The 19,969-nt window shown below is 69.4% G+C and carries 19 protein-coding genes; 10 read left to right on the top strand and 9 right to left on the bottom strand.

Annotated features, from left to right (window positions below; genetic code table 11):
• Position 1: 1 nt before the first annotated feature.
• The 5 genes from FB561_RS30175 to FB561_RS30155 form a co-directional block, all read right to left on the bottom strand.
• Positions 2 to 1,000 carry an ABC transporter permease gene (locus tag FB561_RS30175; protein ID WP_145812595.1) on the bottom strand — a complete coding sequence of 333 codons (999 nt, stop codon included), beginning with the start codon at positions 998 to 1,000 and terminating at the stop codon, positions 2 to 4.
• 3 nt (positions 1,001 to 1,003) lie between these two features.
• The gene (locus FB561_RS30170; protein WP_145812593.1) at positions 1,004 to 2,545 is read right to left on the bottom strand and encodes an extracellular solute-binding protein; all 1,542 of its coding nucleotides are present in this window, start codon (positions 2,543 to 2,545) and stop codon (positions 1,004 to 1,006) included.
• Entirely contained in the window at positions 2,542 to 3,165 is a 624-nt protein-coding gene (locus FB561_RS30165; RefSeq protein ID WP_238335129.1) for a YesL family protein, read from the bottom strand. Before FB561_RS30165 ends, FB561_RS30170 begins: the two co-directional genes overlap by 4 nt.
• A 231-nt stretch (positions 3,166 to 3,396) precedes the next feature.
• Entirely contained in the window at positions 3,397 to 4,038 is a 642-nt protein-coding gene (locus FB561_RS30160) for a DUF1961 family protein (RefSeq protein WP_145812590.1), read from the bottom strand.
• A gap of 49 nt (positions 4,039 to 4,087) precedes the next feature.
• A complete protein-coding gene (locus FB561_RS30155; RefSeq protein ID WP_145812588.1) occupies positions 4,088 to 5,098 on the bottom strand; it encodes a LacI family DNA-binding transcriptional regulator in 1,011 nt (336 codons plus the stop codon).
• A 125-nt stretch (positions 5,099 to 5,223) separates the two neighbouring features.
• Between FB561_RS30155 and FB561_RS30150 the strand changes: the two genes are divergently transcribed.
• The 10 genes from FB561_RS30150 (at position 5,224) to FB561_RS30105 (ending at position 16,450) form a co-directional block, all read left to right on the top strand.
• A complete protein-coding gene (locus FB561_RS30150; protein WP_145812587.1) occupies positions 5,224 to 5,685 on the top strand; it encodes a hotdog fold domain-containing protein in 462 nt (153 codons plus the stop codon).
• 55 nt (positions 5,686 to 5,740) lie between these two features.
• Complete coding sequence (locus FB561_RS30145; protein ID WP_145812586.1) at positions 5,741 to 6,910, top strand: GNAT family N-acetyltransferase; 1,170 nt, start codon at positions 5,741 to 5,743, stop codon at positions 6,908 to 6,910.
• A 246-nt stretch (positions 6,911 to 7,156) separates the two neighbouring features.
• A complete protein-coding gene (gene ruvC, locus FB561_RS30140; protein ID WP_145812584.1) occupies positions 7,157 to 7,753 on the top strand; it encodes a crossover junction endodeoxyribonuclease RuvC in 597 nt (198 codons plus the stop codon).
• Positions 7,754 to 7,955: 202 nt separating this feature from the next.
• The gene (ruvA, locus tag FB561_RS30135) at positions 7,956 to 8,555 is read left to right on the top strand and encodes a Holliday junction branch migration protein RuvA (RefSeq protein ID WP_145812582.1); all 600 of its coding nucleotides are present in this window, start codon (positions 7,956 to 7,958) and stop codon (positions 8,553 to 8,555) included.
• A gap of 31 nt (positions 8,556 to 8,586) precedes the next feature.
• Positions 8,587 to 9,639, top strand: coding sequence for a Holliday junction branch migration DNA helicase RuvB (gene ruvB, locus FB561_RS30130; protein ID WP_145812580.1), 1,053 nt, complete (start codon positions 8,587 to 8,589; stop codon positions 9,637 to 9,639).
• A gap of 164 nt (positions 9,640 to 9,803) precedes the next feature.
• Positions 9,804 to 10,292: a preprotein translocase subunit YajC gene (gene yajC / locus FB561_RS30125; RefSeq protein ID WP_145812578.1), complete on the top strand. Its 489-nt coding sequence runs from the start codon at positions 9,804 to 9,806 to the stop codon at positions 10,290 to 10,292.
• Positions 10,293 to 10,373: 81 nt separating this feature from the next.
• The gene (gene secD / locus FB561_RS30120; RefSeq protein WP_420371352.1) at positions 10,374 to 12,113 is read left to right on the top strand and encodes a protein translocase subunit SecD; all 1,740 of its coding nucleotides are present in this window, start codon (positions 10,374 to 10,376) and stop codon (positions 12,111 to 12,113) included.
• Positions 12,113 to 13,306, top strand: a complete 1,194-nt coding sequence (secF, locus tag FB561_RS30115; RefSeq protein WP_145812577.1) for a protein translocase subunit SecF — start codon at positions 12,113 to 12,115, stop codon at positions 13,304 to 13,306. Before secD ends, secF begins: the two co-directional genes overlap by 1 nt.
• Before the next feature lie 42 nt (positions 13,307 to 13,348).
• Complete coding sequence (locus tag FB561_RS30110; RefSeq protein ID WP_145812576.1) at positions 13,349 to 13,888, top strand: adenine phosphoribosyltransferase; 540 nt, start codon at positions 13,349 to 13,351, stop codon at positions 13,886 to 13,888.
• 363 nt (positions 13,889 to 14,251) lie between these two features.
• On the top strand, positions 14,252 to 16,450 hold the full coding sequence (locus tag FB561_RS30105; protein WP_202880945.1) for a RelA/SpoT family protein: 2,199 nt from the start codon (positions 14,252 to 14,254) through the stop codon (positions 16,448 to 16,450).
• A gap of 16 nt (positions 16,451 to 16,466) precedes the next feature.
• Here FB561_RS30105 and FB561_RS30100 read toward each other — a convergent pair whose 3' ends face one another.
• The 4 genes from FB561_RS30100 to FB561_RS30085 all read right to left on the bottom strand — a co-directional run bounded on the left by FB561_RS30100 (position 16,467) and on the right by FB561_RS30085 (position 19,890).
• On the bottom strand, positions 16,467 to 17,288 hold the full coding sequence (locus FB561_RS30100) for a VOC family protein (protein WP_145812572.1): 822 nt from the start codon (positions 17,286 to 17,288) through the stop codon (positions 16,467 to 16,469).
• Positions 17,285 to 17,620 carry an ArsR/SmtB family transcription factor gene (locus tag FB561_RS30095; RefSeq protein ID WP_145812570.1) on the bottom strand — a complete coding sequence of 112 codons (336 nt, stop codon included), beginning with the start codon at positions 17,618 to 17,620 and terminating at the stop codon, positions 17,285 to 17,287. Before FB561_RS30095 ends, FB561_RS30100 begins: the two co-directional genes overlap by 4 nt.
• A 43-nt stretch (positions 17,621 to 17,663) precedes the next feature.
• Positions 17,664 to 18,590, bottom strand: a complete 927-nt coding sequence (locus tag FB561_RS30090) for a hypothetical protein (RefSeq protein ID WP_145812567.1) — start codon at positions 18,588 to 18,590, stop codon at positions 17,664 to 17,666.
• 73 nt (positions 18,591 to 18,663) lie between these two features.
• Positions 18,664 to 19,890: a DUF349 domain-containing protein gene (locus FB561_RS30085; RefSeq protein WP_145812566.1), complete on the bottom strand. Its 1,227-nt coding sequence runs from the start codon at positions 19,888 to 19,890 to the stop codon at positions 18,664 to 18,666.
• Between the last annotated feature and the right edge of the window lie 79 nt (positions 19,891 to 19,969).

Genomic DNA, 19,969 nt, shown 5'->3' with positions numbered 1-19,969 from the left:
TTCAGAACAGGCCGCGCTGGCCGAGGCGCTTGGCCAGCCAGTTCGAGCCGAAGATCAGCAGGACACCGACCAGACCCTTGAACAGGCCGACGGCGGTCGCGTAGCTGAACGCGCCCTGCGTGATGCCGATGTAGTAGACGAACGTGTCGAACACGTCCGCGACGTCCCGGTTCAGCGACGTGGTCATCAGCCAGATCTGCTCGAACCCCGAGTCCATCAGGTGCCCGGAGGTCAGGATCGCCATCACCACGATGGTCGGCCGGATCGCCGGCAAGGTGATGTGCCAGAACTGCCGCCACCGGCCCGCCCCGTCCACCCGGGCCGCCTCGTACAGCTGCGAGTCGACCCCGGCCAGCGCGGCCAGGTAGATGATCGTGCCCCAGCCGGTCTGCTTCCAGAGCAGCTGCAGCACGATCAACGGCCGGAACCAGTCCGCCTGCGCGACGTAGTCGACCTTCTGCCCGCCGACCAGGCCGTGGATCCAGTTCGCGATCACGCCGAAGTCGACCGAGAACAGCAGATAGGTGAGTGAGGCAACAATCGTCCAGGACAGGAAGTGCGGGATGTAGATCAGCGACTGCACCGACCGCTTCAGCACGTTCACCCGGAGCTCGTTCAGCAGCAGCGCGACCACGATCGGCGCCGGGAAGACGAACACGATCGTCAGCAACGCCAGCAGCAACGTGTTGAACATCAACCGGCCGAAGTCCGGCCCGGTGAACAACTCGCGGAAATGCTCCAGCCCGACCCACTGGCTGCCCGAGTAGCCGAGGAACGGCACGTAGTCCTTGAACGCGATGCTCAGCCCGTACATCGGCAGGTACTTGAAGACGACGAAGTACACCAGGCCGGGCAACAGCAACAGGTACAGCCAGCGGTAGCGGAACAGCTCCCGCCACAACGGGACCGGCCGGCGCGGCCGCTTGCGCTTCGGAGGGGACGCCTGCCGCGAGGACCCCGCGGCAGGCTGCACCACCTCCGGCACCAGATCGGTGGCCATCGATCAGCCGCCGGCCTTGGCGGCGAGGTCGTTGACCTCCTGCGCGATCTGGGTACCGCCGGCGTCATACCAGCGCTTGATCTGCGCCTTCAGCTGGTCCTCGGTGATGGTCCCGGACAGGTACTTGATCCGCGCGTCCGGGACGATGTTCTCCAGCGTCTGGCCCTTGCTGACCTGGGTCGGCGCGATCACCCCGAGGGCCGGGTTGAACACCGCGGTCTTCAGGTCCTCGGCCATCAGCACGTCGAACTTCTCCCGCATCGCCCGGCTGGCCGGGTCGGCCGGCCGCAGCTGGTACGCGCCGAGCCCGACGCTGGCCCGGGTACCGAGCTGGATGAAGGCCTTGTCCACGTCGTTCTGGATCGCCTTGACCTTCGGGTCGTCCTGGTTGACCGGCACCGCGAACTTGCCGTCGGCCTTGAAGTTGCGGCCCTCGATCCCGTTCGTGAGCAGGATCGAGCCCTCCTTGGACTCCAGCTTGTCCAGCGCCTGCAGGACCTGGTCGAGCTGGTCCTCACTGCGGATGTGCTGCTTGGAGACCGCGATCACGCTGGAGTACCCGGTGAACGGGTAGGAGAACTTCTGCCCGTCGGCGCGCTGCAGGTTGCCGACCAGGGTGACCTTGTCGAAGTCCTTCGGGTTCTTCTCCTTGAACAGGTCGAGCAACTGGGTGGCCCGGACGTTGACGTCGATGATCATCCCGCCCTTGCCCTGCACGAACGGGTCGTTCCAGTTGCCGCTGTCCAGGGTGGCGAAGTCCGGGTTCACCAGGCCCTGCTGGATCCACGTCTTCAGCCAGCGGTTCGCGGCCAGGAACTCCGGGGTGTCGAAGCCGGGAACCAGCTTGCCGTCCCGCTCACCCCACCCGTTCGGCGCGCCGAACCAGGTCTCGACCACGTCGTACGGGCTGGCGCTGCCGTACCCGCCGGGCCACTTCGGGATGATCAGGCCGTAAGTGTCCTTCTTGCCGTTGCCGTCCGGGTCCCGCTCGGTGAACGCCTTCGCGACGGTGTACAGGTCCTCGACCGTCCGCGGCTCCTGCAGGCCGAGCTTGGCCAGCCAGTCCTTGCGGATCACGATCCCGGACCGCAGCAACGGCCGGACCCGGTACACGCCGTACGTCTTGCCGTTGACCATCGAGTTCTTCGCGGTCTGCTCGTCGGCGGGCTTGAGGTTCGGGTACTTGTCCAGCTTGCCGGTCAGGTCCCAGAACGCGCCGGCCTCGGCGGCCTTGACGAACGCCGGGCTCTTCTCGTTCACCACCATCAGGTCGGGGATGCTGTCCGAGGCGAGCGTGACGTTGGTCTTGTCGCCGTACTCGGCGTTCGGGACCCAGGTGATCTTGAGCTTCGTGCCGACCTGCTTCTCGACGGCCTGTTGGAGCTCGCCGTTCGGATCCGGCGCGGTACCGAACAACGGCGCCATCACGGTCAGCTCGTCGGCCGACGCCTGTTCCTTGCCGTCGCCGCCCGAACAGGCGGAGACGAGCAGCGCCGTCGAGAGCGCCACGGCGACGGCGAGCCGCCGGCGGGAGAGGATTGTCATGAGTTCCCTTTCAGATGCAGGCGCGCCTCGTTCTCGGCGAAGAAGCGCTGACAGAGCCAGGAGTCGAGCTGGATCCAGCCGCCGACGGCGAGCAGCAACCCGAGGACGGGCACGGTGCCGGCCACGAAGCCGACGGCGACGAGGACGAAGAGCAGGACGACGGACGAGGCCGGCCGCGCCAGCGCGACCAGCGATGCCTTCGGCAACAGATCGCGCAGCCGCAGGTCGTAGTGCACGGCCATCGGCAGCAGCCACGCCGAGATCACGGCGAGGCCGAAGAACGCCACGAAACAGGCCAGCCGGGGGAGCGACGCGGAGCTCCCCAGCGCGGCGAAGTACAGGTAGTTGCCGATGAGAACGATCCCGGCCACCAGCAACGGCAGGACGACGACTGTGCCGCGCCGGAACTCGCGCCGGAACGCCGTCTGGAACGCGGGCAGGACATGAAACGATTCATGACTGACCCGCCGTCTGGCCAGGTCATAGGCGGCGAGCGTGGCCGGACCGATACCGAGCGCGACGCCGCCGAGCAGGGTGAACCCGATCCAGGCGGCGTTCAACTTGGCCGTCCAGATCAGCTCGTCCGCGACCTCGTACAACCGCAGAGACCAACCAGACATGCTCATCTGGGCCGAAACCGGCGCGGCCGGCACGACGAGAACGGACGAGAAATCATGGGCTTACCTGCCTTGCGACCAGGCGACACGGGCGAAAAGTGTTGTGAGCGTAGAGTTGAATCGTCTCAACCGTCAACGCCTGGGAAAGCGTTTGTCAGGGCCGTGACCGGAACCGGCCACGGCTGCTGTGAGCCTGGTGTGCGAGGTGGTGTCCGCTGCCTGGGGGCGCTGGTGTCAGGGCTGCGGTGTGGGGTGGCTGACGCGCAGGTTCGCGTACTCACCGATCATCGGCGCCATCTGCCGGAAGCCGAGCTTGCCGCCGGGCAAGGGGGAGGCGTCGGTCCAGGAGAACGCGACCAGATCGTCCACGGAGAAGGTGATCCGGCCGCCGGACGCGACCAGGCGCAGGGCGTACGGGCCCTCCGCGTCCTGGACCGCGGGCAGCGGATCCGGGCCTTGCGCGACGAGGTGGAAGCCGTAGCTCTTGCGCAGGTTGCAGGTGTGCAGCTTGCGTTCCTCGGGCCAGCGCCGCCGGAAGTACGACACGTGGTACGTGTCCAGGTCGCCGTGGTGGTACTGCTCGTACGGCCCGGTCCGCGGGGCCAGCTCGAACAGGTCCGTCCCGTGGTGGCCGGCGGCGTGGAAGAAGAGGATGCACAGCCCTGGTTCGCGGATCGGCCAGAAGTCCCACTCGATCACCACGTCGGCGGGGAAGTCCTCGGGGCACCAGAGCACCACGTTCGCCGCTTGCCCGTCGGCCGGCGGGCGGACGCTTTCCAGCCGGAGCCGGCCGAGCGGGAAGGACACGGCGCCGTCGCCTTCGAGCCGGAAGCCTTCGAGGTCGGCGGGGGAGGTCAGCGGGTTCTCGTAGAGCATGGGAATGCCCTTCTGCCGTGGGGTTCTCGGATCAGCGGGTTCGGTAGGTTCAGCGGGTGACGTCGCTCGACGCGCGGACGATCAGGTCAGGCTGGAAGATCACCTGGCGATGCCGATGCTGGTCGGCCGCGTCGACCTCCTCCTGCAGCAGCTCCATCGCGGTCCGGCCGAGCAGCTCGGCCGGTTGGTGGACCGACGACAACGGCACCGCGGCCGCGGCGGCGAAGTCGATGTCGTCGTACCCCACGATCGCCATCTCCTCCGGGACCCGCAGGCCGGCCACGGCCATCGCCTGCAGGAATCCCAGCGCCAGCAGGTCGTTCGCGCAGAACACCGCGGTCGGCCGGGACTTCTTGCCCAGCTTGGCGATCCGCTCACCGACGGCGCGGCCCTGCTTGACGCCCATCACGTCGACCTCCACGGTGCGCAGGGCGACGCCCTCGGCCTGCTCGACAGTGGCGGTGAACCCGGTCAGCCGATCGGCGACCTGTTGCATGGTGAGCGGCCCGCCGATGAAAGCGATGCGGCGATGCCCGGATCCGATCAGGTGCTCACCCGCCAGCCGACCGCCGAGCCGGTCGTCCACCGACACCGAGCAGTGCCCGCCGTCCGCGGCGCGATCGACCAGGACGACCGGCGTACCCTTCGCGGCCAGCTCGCTCAACCGCGGATCCGTACTGTCGCAGGGGGTGATGAGGACGCCGCGGACCCGCTGCTGCTCGAGCTGGTCGAGGTGGCGGCCCTCGCGCACCGGGTCCGTCTTGCTGTTGCAGAGCATCACCACGGTGTCGTGGTCCTGCGCGAGCGACTCGGCGCCCTCGGCGAGGTCGGTGAAGAACGGGTTCGCCACGTCGAGCACGACCAGGCCGACGGTCCGGCTGTGGCCGGCGCGCAGATGCCGGGCCGCCTCGTTGCGGACGAAGCCGAGCGCGCGAATGCTGTCCTGGACCCGCTGCCGGGTGGTGGGTGCCACGATCCAGGGCCGGTTGAGGACGTTGCTCACCGTGCCGACCGAGACGCCGGCGCGCTGGGCGACCTCTTTGATGCTGGGCGTGGCCATCGTCCCTCGTGAGCGGTCGCCGCGGACAGGATGGTCAGTTTATCGGGGCGGGTTGAATCGGGTTGAACCGATCCCTGCTCAACGCGTCCTCGACGAATAAGTGACTCGTGGGTAACATCATCGGCATGGCGAACCAGGTGCTGCCGATGTGGCAGCGGATGCGGTCCCTTCCCGGCGGCGACCGGCTGTTCTCGTACGCCTTCACCCGGAAGGCTCCGTACTTCCGTTCGGTCCGGCCGCGCTTCGTCCAGATCAGCCCGAACTACGCGGCGCTGGTGCTGCCGAAGCGCCGCGCCGTGCACAACCACATCGGTACCGTCCATGCGATTGCCGTCTGCAACGGTCTCGAAGCGGCGATGGGCGCTCTCGCGGAGGCGACGATCCCGGCCGGCAAGCGCTGGCTGCCGAAGGGGATGGAGGTCGCGTACCTGGCGAAGGCGACCAGCGACCTGACTTGCTCGGCCGAGACCGACCCGGACGCGTGGACCGCGGGCCCCGACGTCCCGGTGCGGGTCAAGGCGACCCGGTCCGACGGCACCGTGGTGGTCGAGGGCGCGATCAACCTCTGGGTCACCGACAAGAAGTAGGCGGATGCCTTTATTGCTGTCGCCGGGGCGTGGGCGGCGGGCGTAGGGTCGGCGCGTGACTGATGCGCTGCGACTCGTCGACATCACCGAGGACCACCTGGACGCGGTCGTACGGGTTCGCGCCCGCTCGTTCGGCCCGCTGGCTCCGGGTGATCACGAGCGGTGGACCAAGGACGCGGTGGAGTTCCTCCGCGACGGCCGGTACCTCGGCGTGGCCGACGGCGACGAGGTGGTCGCGGCGGCCCGGATCTGGGACTTCCAGCAGTGGTGGGGCGGCCGCCGGGTCCCGATGGCGGGAGTCGCCGGCGTGGTCGTCTCCCCGGAGTACCGGGGGCGTGGGGTCGGCAGCCTGCTGATGCGCGGTGTCCTGCAACGCTCGCTGGACAAGGGGTTCCCGCTCACCGCGCTGTACCCGGCGACCACGGTGATCTACCGGCATCTCGGGTACGAGTACGGCGGTGGGCGGTACCGCTTCGACTTCCAGGCGGCCGACCTGCGCAGCCTCGGCGGCAAGGAGGTCACCGTCCGCCGGGCCGGTCCCGCCGACGCGGCCCGCGTGCTCGAACTGGTGGCCGAGGCGCACCAGTCCGGGCACGCCAGCGGCCTGCTGGTCTGGCCCGAGTCGAAGGTCGCCGAATGGCTCGAGGACGAGTCCAACTTCGCCTACCTCGCCGACGACGGCTTCGTGGTCTACAACTGGGACCACCGCAACCTCAGCGTCGACGAACTCATCGCCCACTCCGAGGCGACCGCCCGCGCCCTCTGGTCGACCGTCGGCTCCGGCTCGTCCATCGCCAGCACGGTGCAGGCGTACGTCTCACCCCACGACCCCATCCACTACCTGGCCGAACACGAAGCCGACAAGCAGGCCCAGGTCCAACGCTGGATGCTCCGTCTCCTGGACGCCCCGGCCGCCATCGCCGCCCGCGGTTACGCCCCCGGCGTCGAGGTCGACGTGGACCTCGACCTCCAGGACCCCGAAGTCCCCGCCAACAACGGCCGCTGGCACCTGAGCATCAGCAACTCCCAAGGCACCCTCACCCCCACCGAGACCTCAGGCGAAGCAACCCGCCTCACCCCCCGGGCCCTGGCCGCCCTCTACGCCGGCACCCCCCTCAAAACCCTCCGAACAACAGGCCAGGCAACCGGCGGAAACCCAACCCAGGACAACCTCTTGCAGACAGCCTTCACGGGCCCCACGCCCTACATGCTCGACTACTTCTAAGAGCAAATCTCCGGACGCGCTTCCTACTGCAGCGACCCAGCTGCTTCCGGCAGGAAGCTACTTCGAGGGGCAGCCCGTCGGGCAACTGCGCCGGGCTCAGGCGGCGCATGCTCAGTACCCCCAGCCCGGACCCCACCTCAGCACCACCCGGCGGCAACCGCGTACTGCCTGTTTCGGCGCGTCGATTTCGTGGTGGGGAGAGGGGCTGTTTAGGGTTGTCGAACAAACGTTCGGAGGTGGTTGGGAGTGCGGGTGCTCGGCGTCGACCCCGGGTTGACCCGGTGCGGGCTCGGCATCGTCGAGGGTGCTCCCGGCCGGCCGCCGAAGCTGGTCGCCGTCGGGGTGATCCGGACGCCGACCGACCTGGACGTCGCCAAGCGCCTGGTCCGTATCGAGCAGGGCATCGACGAGTGGATCGCCGAACACCGCCCCGACTCGGTCGCCGTCGAGCGCGTCTTCGCGCAGAACAACGTCCGCACGGTGATGGGTACGGCGCAGGCCTCGGGTGTCGCGATGGTCGTCGCCGCTCGCCGTGGGTTGCCGGTCGCGCTGCATACGCCGAGTGAGGTGAAGGCGGCCGTCACCGGTTCGGGGCGGGCGGACAAGGAGCAGGTGACGACGATGGTCACCCGGATCCTCAGCCTGCCCGAGCGGCCGACGCCGGCGGACGCCGCGGACGCGTTGGCGCTCGCGATCTGTCAGGTCTGGCGGGGTGGGGTCGCCAACAAGCTCGCCGAGGCCGCCGCGACCCGTACCAACCTGGAAGCCGCGGCCCAAGCTCAGTCCCGTCTCCAGCTGGCGCGTCTTCGGGCTGCGGTGGCGGCGCAGGAGGGCCGGAAATGACGGTCGTGGGCGGCGTGCGTGAAGAGCTGATCGCTGTGAAGCACGCCGTACCTGCCCCCTGGACCCCGCGGCAACAGCAGGCGGCACTGCCCCTCGGGGTAGCTTCCTCGCGGAAGCAGCTGGACCAAGGCCGGGGGATTGGTGCGGGTCCGGCTGTTGGGCGGCTGGTTGGTTCGGGTTCTGGGGTGTCGGGAGGTTGGCGATGATTGCTTTTGTTCGGGGGCCGGTTGCTGCCATTGGGGTGGACAGTGCGGTCATCGAGGTCGGGGGAGTGGGGTTGCAGGTCTTCTGTCATCCCGGGACGCTCGCCGGGCTTCGGCCTGGGCAGGAGGCGCGGGTTTCGACCTCGATGGTGGTGCGGGAGGACTCGCTCACGCTGTACGGGTTCGCCGACGACGACGAGAAGAGCTTGTTCGAGCTGCTGCAGACCGCTTCGGGGGTCGGGCCCAAGCTCGCGCAGGCGGCGTTGGCCGTGCTGAGCCCGGAGCAGCTGCGGCAGGCTGTCGCGACCGAGGACCTGGCGATGCTGGTGAAGGTGCCGGGGATCGGGAAGAAGGGGGCCCAGCGCATCGTGCTGGAGCTGAAGGACAAGATCGGTGCGCCCGCCAAGACGGTCACGGGCCGTCCGCTCCAGGTCACCGAGGCGTGGAAGGAGCAGGTGCACGCGGGTCTCGTCGGGCTCGGCTGGTCGGCTCGCGATGCCGACGACGCCGTGGTCGCGGTGTCCCCGCTGGCCGCCGAGGGTGAGCCTTCGGTCCCGGACCTGCTGCGCGCCGCGCTCCGCGTGCTGTCCAAAGCCTGATCCGTACTTCCAGGAGGTGGAGACGTAACCGATGGACGAGAACGTCAGACCCCTGGTGTCCGGCGACGCCGTGGACCTGGAGGAGCGGAAGATCGAGTCCGCGCTCCGGCCGAGGACACTGGCCGAGTTCGGTGGGCAGCGCCGGGTGAGCGAGCAGCTCGAGCTCGTCCTGCACGCGGCCCGCGGCCGGAACCGCGCCCCCGACCACGTACTGCTGTCCGGTCCGCCCGGGCTCGGCAAGACCACGCTCGCGATGATCATCGCCAGCGAGATGTCGGCGCCGTTGCGGGTGACCAGTGGTCCCGCGATCCAGCACGCCGGTGACCTGGCCGCGATCCTGTCCGGGCTGAGCGAGGGCGAGGTGCTGTTCCTCGACGAGATCCACCGGATGTCGCGACCGGCCGAGGAACTGTTGTACATGGCGATGGAGGACTTCCGGGTCGACGTGATCGTCGGCAAGGGGCCCGGCGCGACCGCGATCCCGCTGGAGATCCCGCCGTTCACGCTGGTCGGCGCGACCACCCGGGCCGGGTTGCTGCCGGGGCCGCTGCGGGACCGGTTCGGGTTCACCGGGCACCTGGAGTTCTACGACGCCCCCGAGCTGGAGAAGATCGTCAACCGGTCGGCCGATCTGCTCGAGGTCGACATCACCCCGGAGGGCGCGGCCGAGATCGCCTCCCGGTCCCGCGGTACGCCCCGGATCGCGAACCGGCTGCTGCGCCGGGTCCGCGACTACGCCGAGGTCCGGGCCGACGGCATCATCACGCTCGCGCTGTCGAAGGCGGCCCTGGAGCTGTATGAGGTGGACCGGATGGGCCTGGACCGGCTGGACCGGTCCGTCCTGGACGCGCTCTGCCGCCGGTTCGGGGGCGGCCCGGTCGGTCTTTCCACACTCGCGGTTGCGGTGGGCGAAGAACGTGAGACCGTGGAGGAGGTGGCCGAACCGTTCCTGGTCCGGTCGGGCTACCTGGCCCGGACGCCGCGGGGGCGTGTCGCGACACCCGCGGCCTGGCGGCATCTCGGGCTGAACGTGCCGAAGGGGGCCGGCTTCGCGGACACCCTCTTCGACACCGACAACGAATAAAGGGAACGAGTAACGCAAACGTGACCCGGTGTCATGAGGCGCTTGTTGGGCCTCAGGGTTAGACTCCCCGGTGGCCTGACCTCAGGCCATCCCGTTGCGACCTGCGCGCTTGAGCAGAGCGTGCCGGGCGCCCGTACTTCTCGACCGAAGGATTTTGAATCCCGATGGAACTGATCGCCGTACCGATGGCCTCCTCCGGGGGTGGCTCGGGCATCACGCTCCTGCTCCCGCTGATCCTGATCGTCGGAATGATCTGGTTCATGAGCCGCACCCAGCGCAAGCAGCGCCAGCGGCAGGCCGACACGGTCGCCGCGCTGACGCCGGGCACCAAGGTGGTCACCACCAGCGGCATGGTCGGCATCGTGGAGGAGGTCGACGACGAGTACGTGACGCTCGAGGTCTCCGACGGCATGCTGGTGCAGTTCGTGAAGGCCGCGATCGGCCGGGTCATTCCGGAGGACGAGGCCGCCGCCGACGAGCCGGCCGAGGTGACCGACGAGCCGGCCGCGAAGCTGGACGAGGCCGACGACGCCGAGCCGAAGAGCACCGAGCCGAAGGTCGTGGACGAGCCGCGGGACACGGTCGACGTACCGGAGACGGGCGACGCCAAGGCGCAGGACAAGAAGCTGCCGCCGACGCACACCGAGAACTGACCCTTCTTCTGAATGGCGTACGGCTCCCGAGCGTCCTGACGACGGTCCGGCGCGCCCAGTAGCGCAAAGGTTGAAACAGACGTGGCAACAACGACGACTACCCGCCCTGGGCGGCTCCTGATCGTCTTGGCGGTCATCCTGGTCCTGCTGTTCGGGATCATGGGGCTGACCAAGTCCTGGGGGCCCAAGCTCGGGCTGGACCTGCGCGGTGGCACCACCATCACGCTCACCGCGAAGTCGCTCGCGGGTGGCGGTTCGGTGACGGCCGAGCAGCTGGCCGAGGCGAAGAACATCATCTCTCAGCGGGTGAACGGGGCGGGTGTCGGCGAGGCCGAGATCACCACGGCCGGCTCGAACCACATCAATGTGGCGGTGCCGGGAGCCAGCCAGGACAGCCTGATCAAGCAGGTCGGGCAGACGGCGTTGCTGTACTTCCGGGTCGTGTACGACGCCCAGGCCGGGACGCCGGTGCCCACCACGACGCCGTCGGCTCAGCCGACGACGACGCCGAAGCCGTCGGCCACGCCGAAACCGTCGACCACGATCAAGCCGTCGGCGACCCCGTCGGCGACGCCGAAGGGCCGGGCCTGGAGCAGCGCGCTGGGCAAGGACGCGACGCCGACGCCGACCCCGTCGGCCCAGCCGAGCACCCCGGCCGCGACCCCGTCGACGCCGGCCGCGAACAACGGCGACCCGCTCGCCTGGACGCCGGACGCGGCGAGCCAGGAGGCGTTCGCCAAGTACACCTGTGACCAGCCGGCGCCGGTGGACGACCCGGACAAGCCGCTGATCTCCTGCAGCCGGGACAAGGCCACCAAGTACCTGCTCGGCCCGGCGATCATCAAGGGCACCGACCTGTCCGGCGCCAGCGCGGGCATCCCGCAGGGCGGGTTCCAGTGGCAGGTCAACCTGAACTTCAACAACGAGGGCGGCGACAAGTTCCTCAAGGCGACGACCGCGATCGCGCAGCGCGGCGAGGGCCAGAACCTGTTCGCGATCGTGCTCGACGGCGAGACCATCTCGACGCCGAGCGTGAGCGGCCCGATCCCGGGCGGCCAGGCGCAGATCACCGGAACCTTCACCGAGGCCGACGCGCGCGACCTGGCGAACGTGCTGAAGTTCGGCGCGCTGCCGGTCTCGTTCGACATCTCCTCGGTCGAGACGATCTCGCCGCAGCTCGGCGGTGACCAGCTGTCGGCCGGCATCATGGCCGGTCTGATCGGGCTGGCGCTGGTGATCCTGTTCTCGTTCCTGTACTACCGCGGCCTCGGCATCGTGGTGGTCGCCTCGCTCGCGGTGGCGGCGCTGCTCACGTACGCGTCGGTGGTGCTGCTCGGCAAGGCGATCGGGTTCACCCTGACGCTGGCCGGGATCGCGGGTCTGATCGTGGCGATCGGTATCACCGCGGACTCGTTCGTCATCTACTTCGAGCGGCTCCGGGACGAGGTCCGGGAGGGCCGCAGCCTGCGCTCCTCGGTGGAGACCGGCTGGGCCCGCGCCAAGCACACGATCATCGCGGCGGACTCGATCTCGCTGCTCGCCGCGGTGGTGCTGTACATCCTCGCGGTCGGCGGTGTGAAGGGCTTCGCGTTCACCCTCGGCCTGACCACGCTGATCGACCTGCTGGTGGTGTTCATCTTCACCAAGCCGCTGGTCACCCTGCTGGCCCGGACCGACTTCTTCGGTCACGGCCACAAACTGTCCGGCCTCGATCCCGAGCATCTGGGTGTCGAACGGCTGCCCGGCCAGGCCGGTCCGGCCCGCCCGGCGACCAAGAAGTCCCGGCCGTCGACGCGCAAGCCCGTGGGAGGGGAGGTCTGATGTCGAAGCTCGGCAACATCGGTGCCCGGTTGCACCGCGGTGAGGTCTCCTACGACTTCATCGGTCACCGCAAGATCTGGTTCGGCGTCTCCCTCGCCCTCGTCGTCGTCTCTCTGGTCGGCCTGTTCGCCCGCGGCCTCGCGCTCGGGATCGAGTTCAAGGGCGGCGTCGAGTACCAGGCGAACGTGCGCGTCACCGACAACAGCGTCGCCGACTTCACCGACGCGGTGAAGGCGACCAACGCCCAGGACCTCGGCGACCCGGTGGTCACCACGATCGGTACCGACAAGGTGCGGATCCAGACCCGGCCGCTGGACCAGGACGACATCGCCAAGGTCCGGACCGCGATCGCCACCGAGGCCGGTGTCCAGCCCAACCAGGTGAGTACGTCGCAGATCGGCGCCTCCTGGGGTGACCAGATCGCGCACAAGGCGGTCCTGGCCCTGATCGTGTTCCTGGTGCTGGTCTTCCTGGTGATCTGGATCTACTTCCGGGAACCGAAGGCCTCGGCGGCGGCGATCATCGCGCTGGTGCACGACGTCCTGATCACGGTCGGCGTCTACGCGCTGATCGGGTTCGACGTCACGCCGGCGACCGTGATCGGCGTCCTCACCATCCTCGGGTACTCGCTGTACGACACCGTCGTGGTGTTCGACAAGGTGCGTGAGAACACCCGCGGGATCACCGGCTCGAACCGCTTCACCTACAGCGACGCGGCGAACCTGGCCGTCAACCAGACCGTGGTGCGGTCGATCAACACGACGGTGATCGCGCTGCTCCCGGTCGGCTCGATCCTGGTCGTCGGTACGGCGGTGCTCGGGACCGGTCCGCTGAAGGACCTGTCGCTGGCGCTGTTCATCGGTATCGCGGTCGGTGCGTACTCCTCGGTCTTCATCGCCCCGGCGCTGCTGGCCACCTTCAAGGAGCGCGAGCCGGGCATGCAGGCGCTGCGTCGCCGGGTGCTCGCCAAGCGCGGCGGGGCCGTCACCAACGCCTCCGGGATGCCGGTCCCGGCCGCCGCCGCGGCGGCCACGGCCGGCGGCGGTGGTACCGCGGTCGCCGAGCGACCGGACCGTCCGCAGGACCGCCCCCGCTCCGGTGGTACGCCGGTGGCGTCCAGCCGGCCGAAGTCCTCGGCCGCGGCGGGACGGCCGCAGCCGACCCGCAAACCGCGCTCGAAGCGCGGCAAGTGACAACACCGGTGACCAAGGCACGGATCGGGGCCGACTGCTGACATGCGTTCGCTGCAAGAGGTACTGACGGACGGCATCCGCGACATCCCGGACTACCCGCAGGCGGGCGTGGTGTTCAAGGACATCACCCCGCTGTTGGCCGACCACACCGGGTTCGGCCACGTCGTCGAGGCGCTGGCCGCGTTCGGCAAGGACGACGACGGCCGGCCGGTGGTGGACAAGGTGGTCGGGATCGAGGCCCGCGGCTTCATCCTGGCCGCCCCGGTCGCGCTCGCCCTCGGGGCCGGGTTCGTCCCGGTCCGGAAGAAGGGCAAGCTGCCGGCCGCGACGTACGAGGAGTCGTACGCGCTGGAGTACGGCGAGGCGACCATCGAGGTGCACCAGGACGCGTTCGTCCCCGGTGAGCGGGTGCTCGTCATCGACGACGTGCTCGCGACCGGCGGTACGGTCGAGGCCTGCCTGAAGCTGATCCGCCGGTGCGGCGCCGAGGTCGCCGGGACGACCGTGCTGATCGAGCTGTCGTTCCTCCCGGGCCGTAAGCGGCTCGAGGGGGAGCAGGTCAGCGCTCTGCTGACGGTCTGAGCTCCCGCTGACGCGCGGCGCCCGGTTGGGGGCCGTCGGCATCGATCGGTGAGGGATTCATCACTGTCCGTCGTCGATCACGTGGCGGTGCGGCGTGTTGTCCACAGGCCGGTCCACGGCGTTGGTGGCGACCCCCTAGACTGGTGGTCTGTCGGCGGAAGGGTTTTACACGTGGGCGAAGACCCGGCGATGACCTCGGCGGTACCGGACGTGGTACCGCAGCAGCCTCCGCGCGCGCCCGCACCGGTGCGCCCGGCGGCCGGCTCACCGCCGCCCGCGTCCCAACCGCCCCGGATCGCGCCCGCGCGGGTCCGGGCCCGGCTCGCCCGCCTCGGCGGCACCCGGCATCCGAACCGCGCGCCGATGCTCGAGCCGCTGTTCCGGGTCGTCCGGGCCACCCACCCGAAGGCCGACCTCGGCATGATCGAGCGCGCCTACCGGACCGCGGAGAAGTACCACACCGGCCAGCAGCGCAAGAGCGGCGACGCGTACATCACGCACCCGCTCGCCGTCGCCACCATCCTGGCCGAGCTCGGCATGACGGCCCCGACGCTGTGTGCGGCCCTGCTGCACGACACGGTCGAGGACACGCCGTACACGGTCGAGGAGCTGACCCGCGACTTCGGCGAAGAGATCGCCATGCTGGTCGACGGCGTCACCAAGCTGGACAAGGTCAAGTACGGCGAGTCCGCGCAGGCCGAGACGATCCGCAAGATGGTCGTCGCGATGGCCAAGGACATCCGGGTGCTGGTGATCAAGCTCGCCGACCGGCTGCACAACATGCGCACGCTGGGCTTCCTGCGGCAGGAGAAGCAGGAGCGGATCGCCCGCGAGACGCTGGAGATCTACGCCCCGCTGGCGCACCGGCTGGGTATGAACACGATCAAGTGGGAGCTCGAGGACCTGTCGTTCTCGACCCTGCACCCGAAGGTGTACGACGAGATCGTCCGGCTGGTCGCCGAGCGCGCCCCGTCCCGCGACGAGTACCTCGCCTCGGTGATCGACCAGGTGCACGAGGACCTGCGTGCCGCGAAGGTGAAGGCGACCGTCACCGGCCGGCCGAAGCACTACTACTCGATCTACCAGAAGATGATCGTCCGCGGCCGCGAGTTCGGCGACATCTACGACCTGGTCGGCATCCGCGTGCTGGTCGAGTCGGTCCGGGACTGCTATGCCGCGCTCGGTGTCCTGCACGCGCGGTGGAATCCGGTACCCGGCCGGTTCAAGGACTACATCGCGATGCCGAAGTTCAACATGTACCAGTCGCTGCACACCACCGTGATCGGCCCGCAGGGCAAGCCGGTGGAGCTGCAGATCCGCTCGTTCGCGATGCACCGCCGCGCCGAGTACGGCATCGCCGCGCACTGGAAGTACAAGGAAGACCCGAACGCGCCGGCCCCCGAGGTCGCGGGTCCGCCGAGCACCGAGATCGGCGCGCCGAACGACATGCCGTGGGTGCGGCAGCTGGTCGACTGGCAGCGGGAGACCTCGGACCCGTCGGAGTTCCTCGACTCCCTGCGGTTCGAGATCAACAACTCCGAGGTGTACGTCTTCACCCCGCGCGGTGACGTGATGTCGCTGCCGACCGGGTCGTCACCGGTCGACTTCGCCTACGCGATCCACACCGAGGTCGGGCACCGCTGTATCGGCGCCCGGGTCAACGGCCGGCTGGTGCCGCTGGAGAGCACGCTCGAGAACGGCGACGTCGTCGAGGTGTTCACCTCGAAGGCCCAGGGTGCCGGTCCGTCCCGCGACTGGCTCGGCTTCGTCAAGAGCCCCCGAGCGCGGAACAAGATCAAGCACTGGTTCTCCAAGGAGCGCCGCGACGAGGCGATCGAGCACGGCAAGGACGCGATCGCCAAGCAGCTCCGCAAGGAGGGCCTGCCGCTCCAGCGCCTGCTGTCCCACGAGACCCTGACCGCCGTCGCGAACTCGCTGCGCTACCCCGACGTCACCGGCCTGTACGCCGCGGTCGGTGAGAGCCACGTGAGCGCGCAGGCCGTCGTCCGCCGTCTGATCGAGACGTACGGCGGCGAGGAGGGCGCGGCCGAGGATCTCGCCGAGGGCCTGCGGCTGCCGCAGACCCGGGAGCGCCGCAAGCGGACCGCGCGCGGCGACGCCGGTGTCATCGTCAAGGGCGCCACCGACGTGCTGTCCAAGCTGGCCCGTTGCTGTACGCCGGTCCCCGGTGACGAGATCATCGGCTGGATCACCCGCGGCGCCGGCGTCTCGGTGCACCGCGCCGACTGTGCGAACGTGGCGAACCTGCAGACCCAGCCCGAGCGCATCGTCGAGGTCGAGTGGGCCCCGACGGCCCAGTCCGTCTTCCTGGTCGCGATCCAGGTCGAGGCGCTGGACCGGGCCCGGCTGTTGTCGGACATCACCCGCGTGCTCTCCGACTACCACGTGAACATCCTGTCCGCGGCGCTGACGACGACCCGCGACCGGATCGCCAAGTCCCGCTTCACCTTCGAGATGGGCGACCCGACCCACCTGGGCCACGTCCTCAAGGCGGTCCGCTCGGTCGAAGGCGTCTTCGACGTCTACCGCGTCACCCAGTAGCCGACCCGGGTGGGCGCTACTCCGTGGTGGGGGTGGCTTGGGCGAAGGTCCAGTGGTGGCCCTCGAGGTCGGTGGTCTGGTACGCCCGGTATCCGTGCTGCTGGATCGGCGTGGTGATCGTGGCGCCCTGGTCGGTGCTGTGAGCGAAGTGGGCGTCGAGGTCGTCGACGTAGACCCACACCTCATGGTCGTTGCGCGGGGCGTCGGTCGAGTCGGTCTGCGGGAAGAGCAGGATGGCCGAGGAGCCGATGCGGAACTCGATCCAGGACGGATGGCCGTCCTCGTCGGGGACTTCCAGGCTCGGCTCGAGTCCGTACACCTTCTGCAGCCACTCGGCCGCGGCGACCGGGTTCGCGTAGTACAGCGCGATGCTCAGCCGGCCGAGTTCGCCCGGCTTGGACATGCCTGAGCCGCGGCGCGCTGTCCAGGTGACGAGCCACGGGATCACGTTCGGCCAGAAGTAGAACGCCTTGTCGCCACCAGGTAGCAGCGTCTGCTCGACGCTCACCCGGGTGCCGGCTTCGCACGGTTCGAAGCGGATGTCGGTCTCGGTGTCGTCGACCGAGCTCCGGTACGCGAAGCGCGCGCCTGGTTCCCAGACGGTGATGCGGCCGAGTTCGAGGACGTCCTCGCCGGTGTCGCCGGCGGCGCGGCGGTACACCTCGAGGATGCGGCCGCCGACGCCCGGTTCGATCTGCATGCCGATCGCGCGGCCGGCGTCGAAGAAGTTGATCGGACCGCGGACCCACCACAGGTCGATCTCCGCGGTGAAGACGTGGAACGCGGTGCCCGGTTCGGCGGCGACCTCGACGGTCGCGGACGCGGACTGCTTGGTCACGATGACTCCCTCTGCTCGACGTGCTGCTTGAACGCTCCCAGTTGCTCCTGCCAGTGCGCCTGGACCTGATCGAGCCAGGCCTGCACGGCGACGACGGGCTCGGGCCGCAGCCGGAACACCCGGACGCGCGCGTCGTCAGGCACCCGCTCGTCGGCGATCACCTGTGCCGAGAGCAGGATCCGCAGATGCCGGCTCATGGCGGGTGGCGAGACCCCGGCGGCCGAGGCCAACTCCCCGGCTCGCCGCGGTCCCGCTCCCAACAGCTGAACCACCTGCCGTCGGGTCGGATCCGCCAGAACCTCGAAGACCCGATCGACCGATACGTCCACCATCACGCAATAGTTGCACGGATCGTTAACTATTGGAAGCGTCGATTCACCAGCGCCGGGGGAGACGGGGATGACGGCCGAGGAAGGAGCCGACGGCCAGTTCGAGAGCGGGGTAGCTGCCCCAGAGGTCGGGGCGGCGGACGGAGAGGAGGTGCCAGCCGAGCTCCTCCAGCTCCTGGCGGCGGAGGTCGTCGCGTTGCTGATCGCGATCGCGCGAGTGCCAGGCGTCGCTGTCGTACTCCAACCCGAGCTGCTGTCCGTCGTCGACCGGCTCGGGGTACGCGAGGTCGATCCGGTACTCCCGCCTGGCGCCGGCCACCCGGTACTGCGCCTCGGGCCGACCGAAGCCGGCGTCGATCAACCGGAGCCGGAGCCAGGACTCACCCGGCGAAGCAGCCCGCCGATCCGCGTACCGCAAGATCTCCCGGGCCTGCCGAATCCCCGGCTGCCCGTCGTACGCCGCGGAAGCCGCCCGAAGCGCCCACCGATCCACGGTCCCCGCCCGAAGCATCGCGTCCACCGCCGACAACGCAAACGGCCGAGGAAGCTGCATAGCAAGCTGCACCCCGGTAGCCACAGGACTGCTGACCCGCAAATCCCCAAGGTCCACAACGTCCGCGCCCTCCCGCACGAACTCAAGACGGACAGCATCGGCGTCGGCAGGCGGTTCACGACGAGGGCTGCGTCCAGCCGACGAGCGGCCGCGGGCGGATGAGGACCTGCCCAGCGCTGTGGTGTCGATGCCGTGCACCCAGGCAGCGAGTTCGCCGCAGGCGACAGCGCCGGCCGGGATCGCCTTCGCGGCGGCCGCGGCGCGGAGGGCTGGGGAGTCGGGGACGCGGGTGTCGACGTACACGTCGCCGACGACGCGGCGGATCTCGCCGGCGCCCAGCAACCACGGCAGCTTGCTGCCTATCTGGCGCTTGGTGAAGGGCAGCCCGGCGAAGTACAGCGGGAGGTCACAAGGAAACATCCCGGCATGATCGCCGAGAAGGCGCGATCACTGCTCGCCGTTGTCCACAGGCCACGGCGAGCAGTCAGCGATATCAGCTGAAGTCGGTGAGGGCGTTCTGGGCTTGGGTGAGCCATTCGCGGCGGGCGGCGATGGCTTCGCGGGCTTCGTTGGCCTTGCGGGTGTTGCCCTGGGACTCGGCCTTGGCGGCCTGCTTCTCCAGATCGGCGATCAGGGACTGGAGCTGCTTGACCGTGGCCTCGGCGCGGGCGCGGGCCTCGGGGTTGCTGCGGTTCCAGACCTCGTCCTCGGCGGTCTTGACGGCTTGTTCCACCGCGCGCAGCCGGGAGTCGATCGAGCGCATCGCGTCCCGCGGGACCTTGCCGATCTGGTCCCAGCGGTCGAGCAGGTCGCGGAGCTGCTCGCGGGCCGCCTTGGCGTCGTCGACCGGGAGGATCGCCTCGATCTCGACCAGCAGGGCTTCCTTCGCCTGCAGGTTGGCCTGCTGCTCGACGTTCTCTTCGGCCTGGACCGCGTCGCGGGCGCCGAAGAAGGTGTCCTGGGCGCTGCGGAACCGGGCCCACAGCTTGTCGTCGACCTCGCGCGGGGCCGGGCCGGCCGCCTTCCACTGCCGCATCAGGTCGCGGAACCGGCCGGACGTCGGGCCCCATTCGGTCGAGTCGGCGAGCGTCTCGGCCTCGGCGGCGAGCCGGTCCTTGATCTTGGCCGCCTCCTCGCGCTTGGACGACAGCTCGGAGAAGTGCTGCTTGCGGTGCCGGGTGTAGGTGGTGCGGGCGGAGGAGAACCGGTGCCACAGCTCGTCGTCGCTGGACTTGTCCAGCCGCGGCAGCGCCTTCCACTCCTCCAGCAGTTCGCGCAGCCGGGTGACGCCGTGCCGCCAGTCGGTGCCGGCGGCGATCGCCTCGGCCTCGGTGGCGATCTTGGTCTTCGCCTCGCGGGCCTCCTCGACCCGGGCGGCGCGTTCGGCCTTGCGCTTCTCCCGCTGCTGGGCGACCAGCGGGGTGAGCGCCTCGAGCCGGCTCCGCAGGCCGTCGAGGTCGCCGACCGCCTGGGCCTCCTCGATCGAGCTGGTCACCTTCTTCACCGCGGCGCGGGCGTCGTCGGGCGACACCGTGCCGGCCTGGACCCGCTTCTCCAGCAGCTCCACCTCGAACGCCAGCGCGTCGTACCGGCGGGTGTAGAAGGCGAGGGCCTCCTCCGGGTTCGCGTCCGGCCACTGGCCGACCGCCCGTTCGCCGTCCTTGGTCCGGACGAACACCGTTCCGTCTTCCGCTACCCGGCCCCAGCTCTCCTCGGCCACAACTCGCCCCTTCCGGCGGTATGTACTGCGCTCGTGCCCATTGTGGTAGGCCCCTGGTCCAACCTTCGGTACAGGGTCC

Source organism: Kribbella amoyensis (assembly GCF_007828865.1).
GTDB lineage: Bacteria > Actinomycetota > Actinomycetes > Propionibacteriales > Kribbellaceae > Kribbella > Kribbella amoyensis.
Note: the sequence above shows the minus strand (reverse complement) of the source record. Positions and strands in the feature narration are given on the sequence as shown.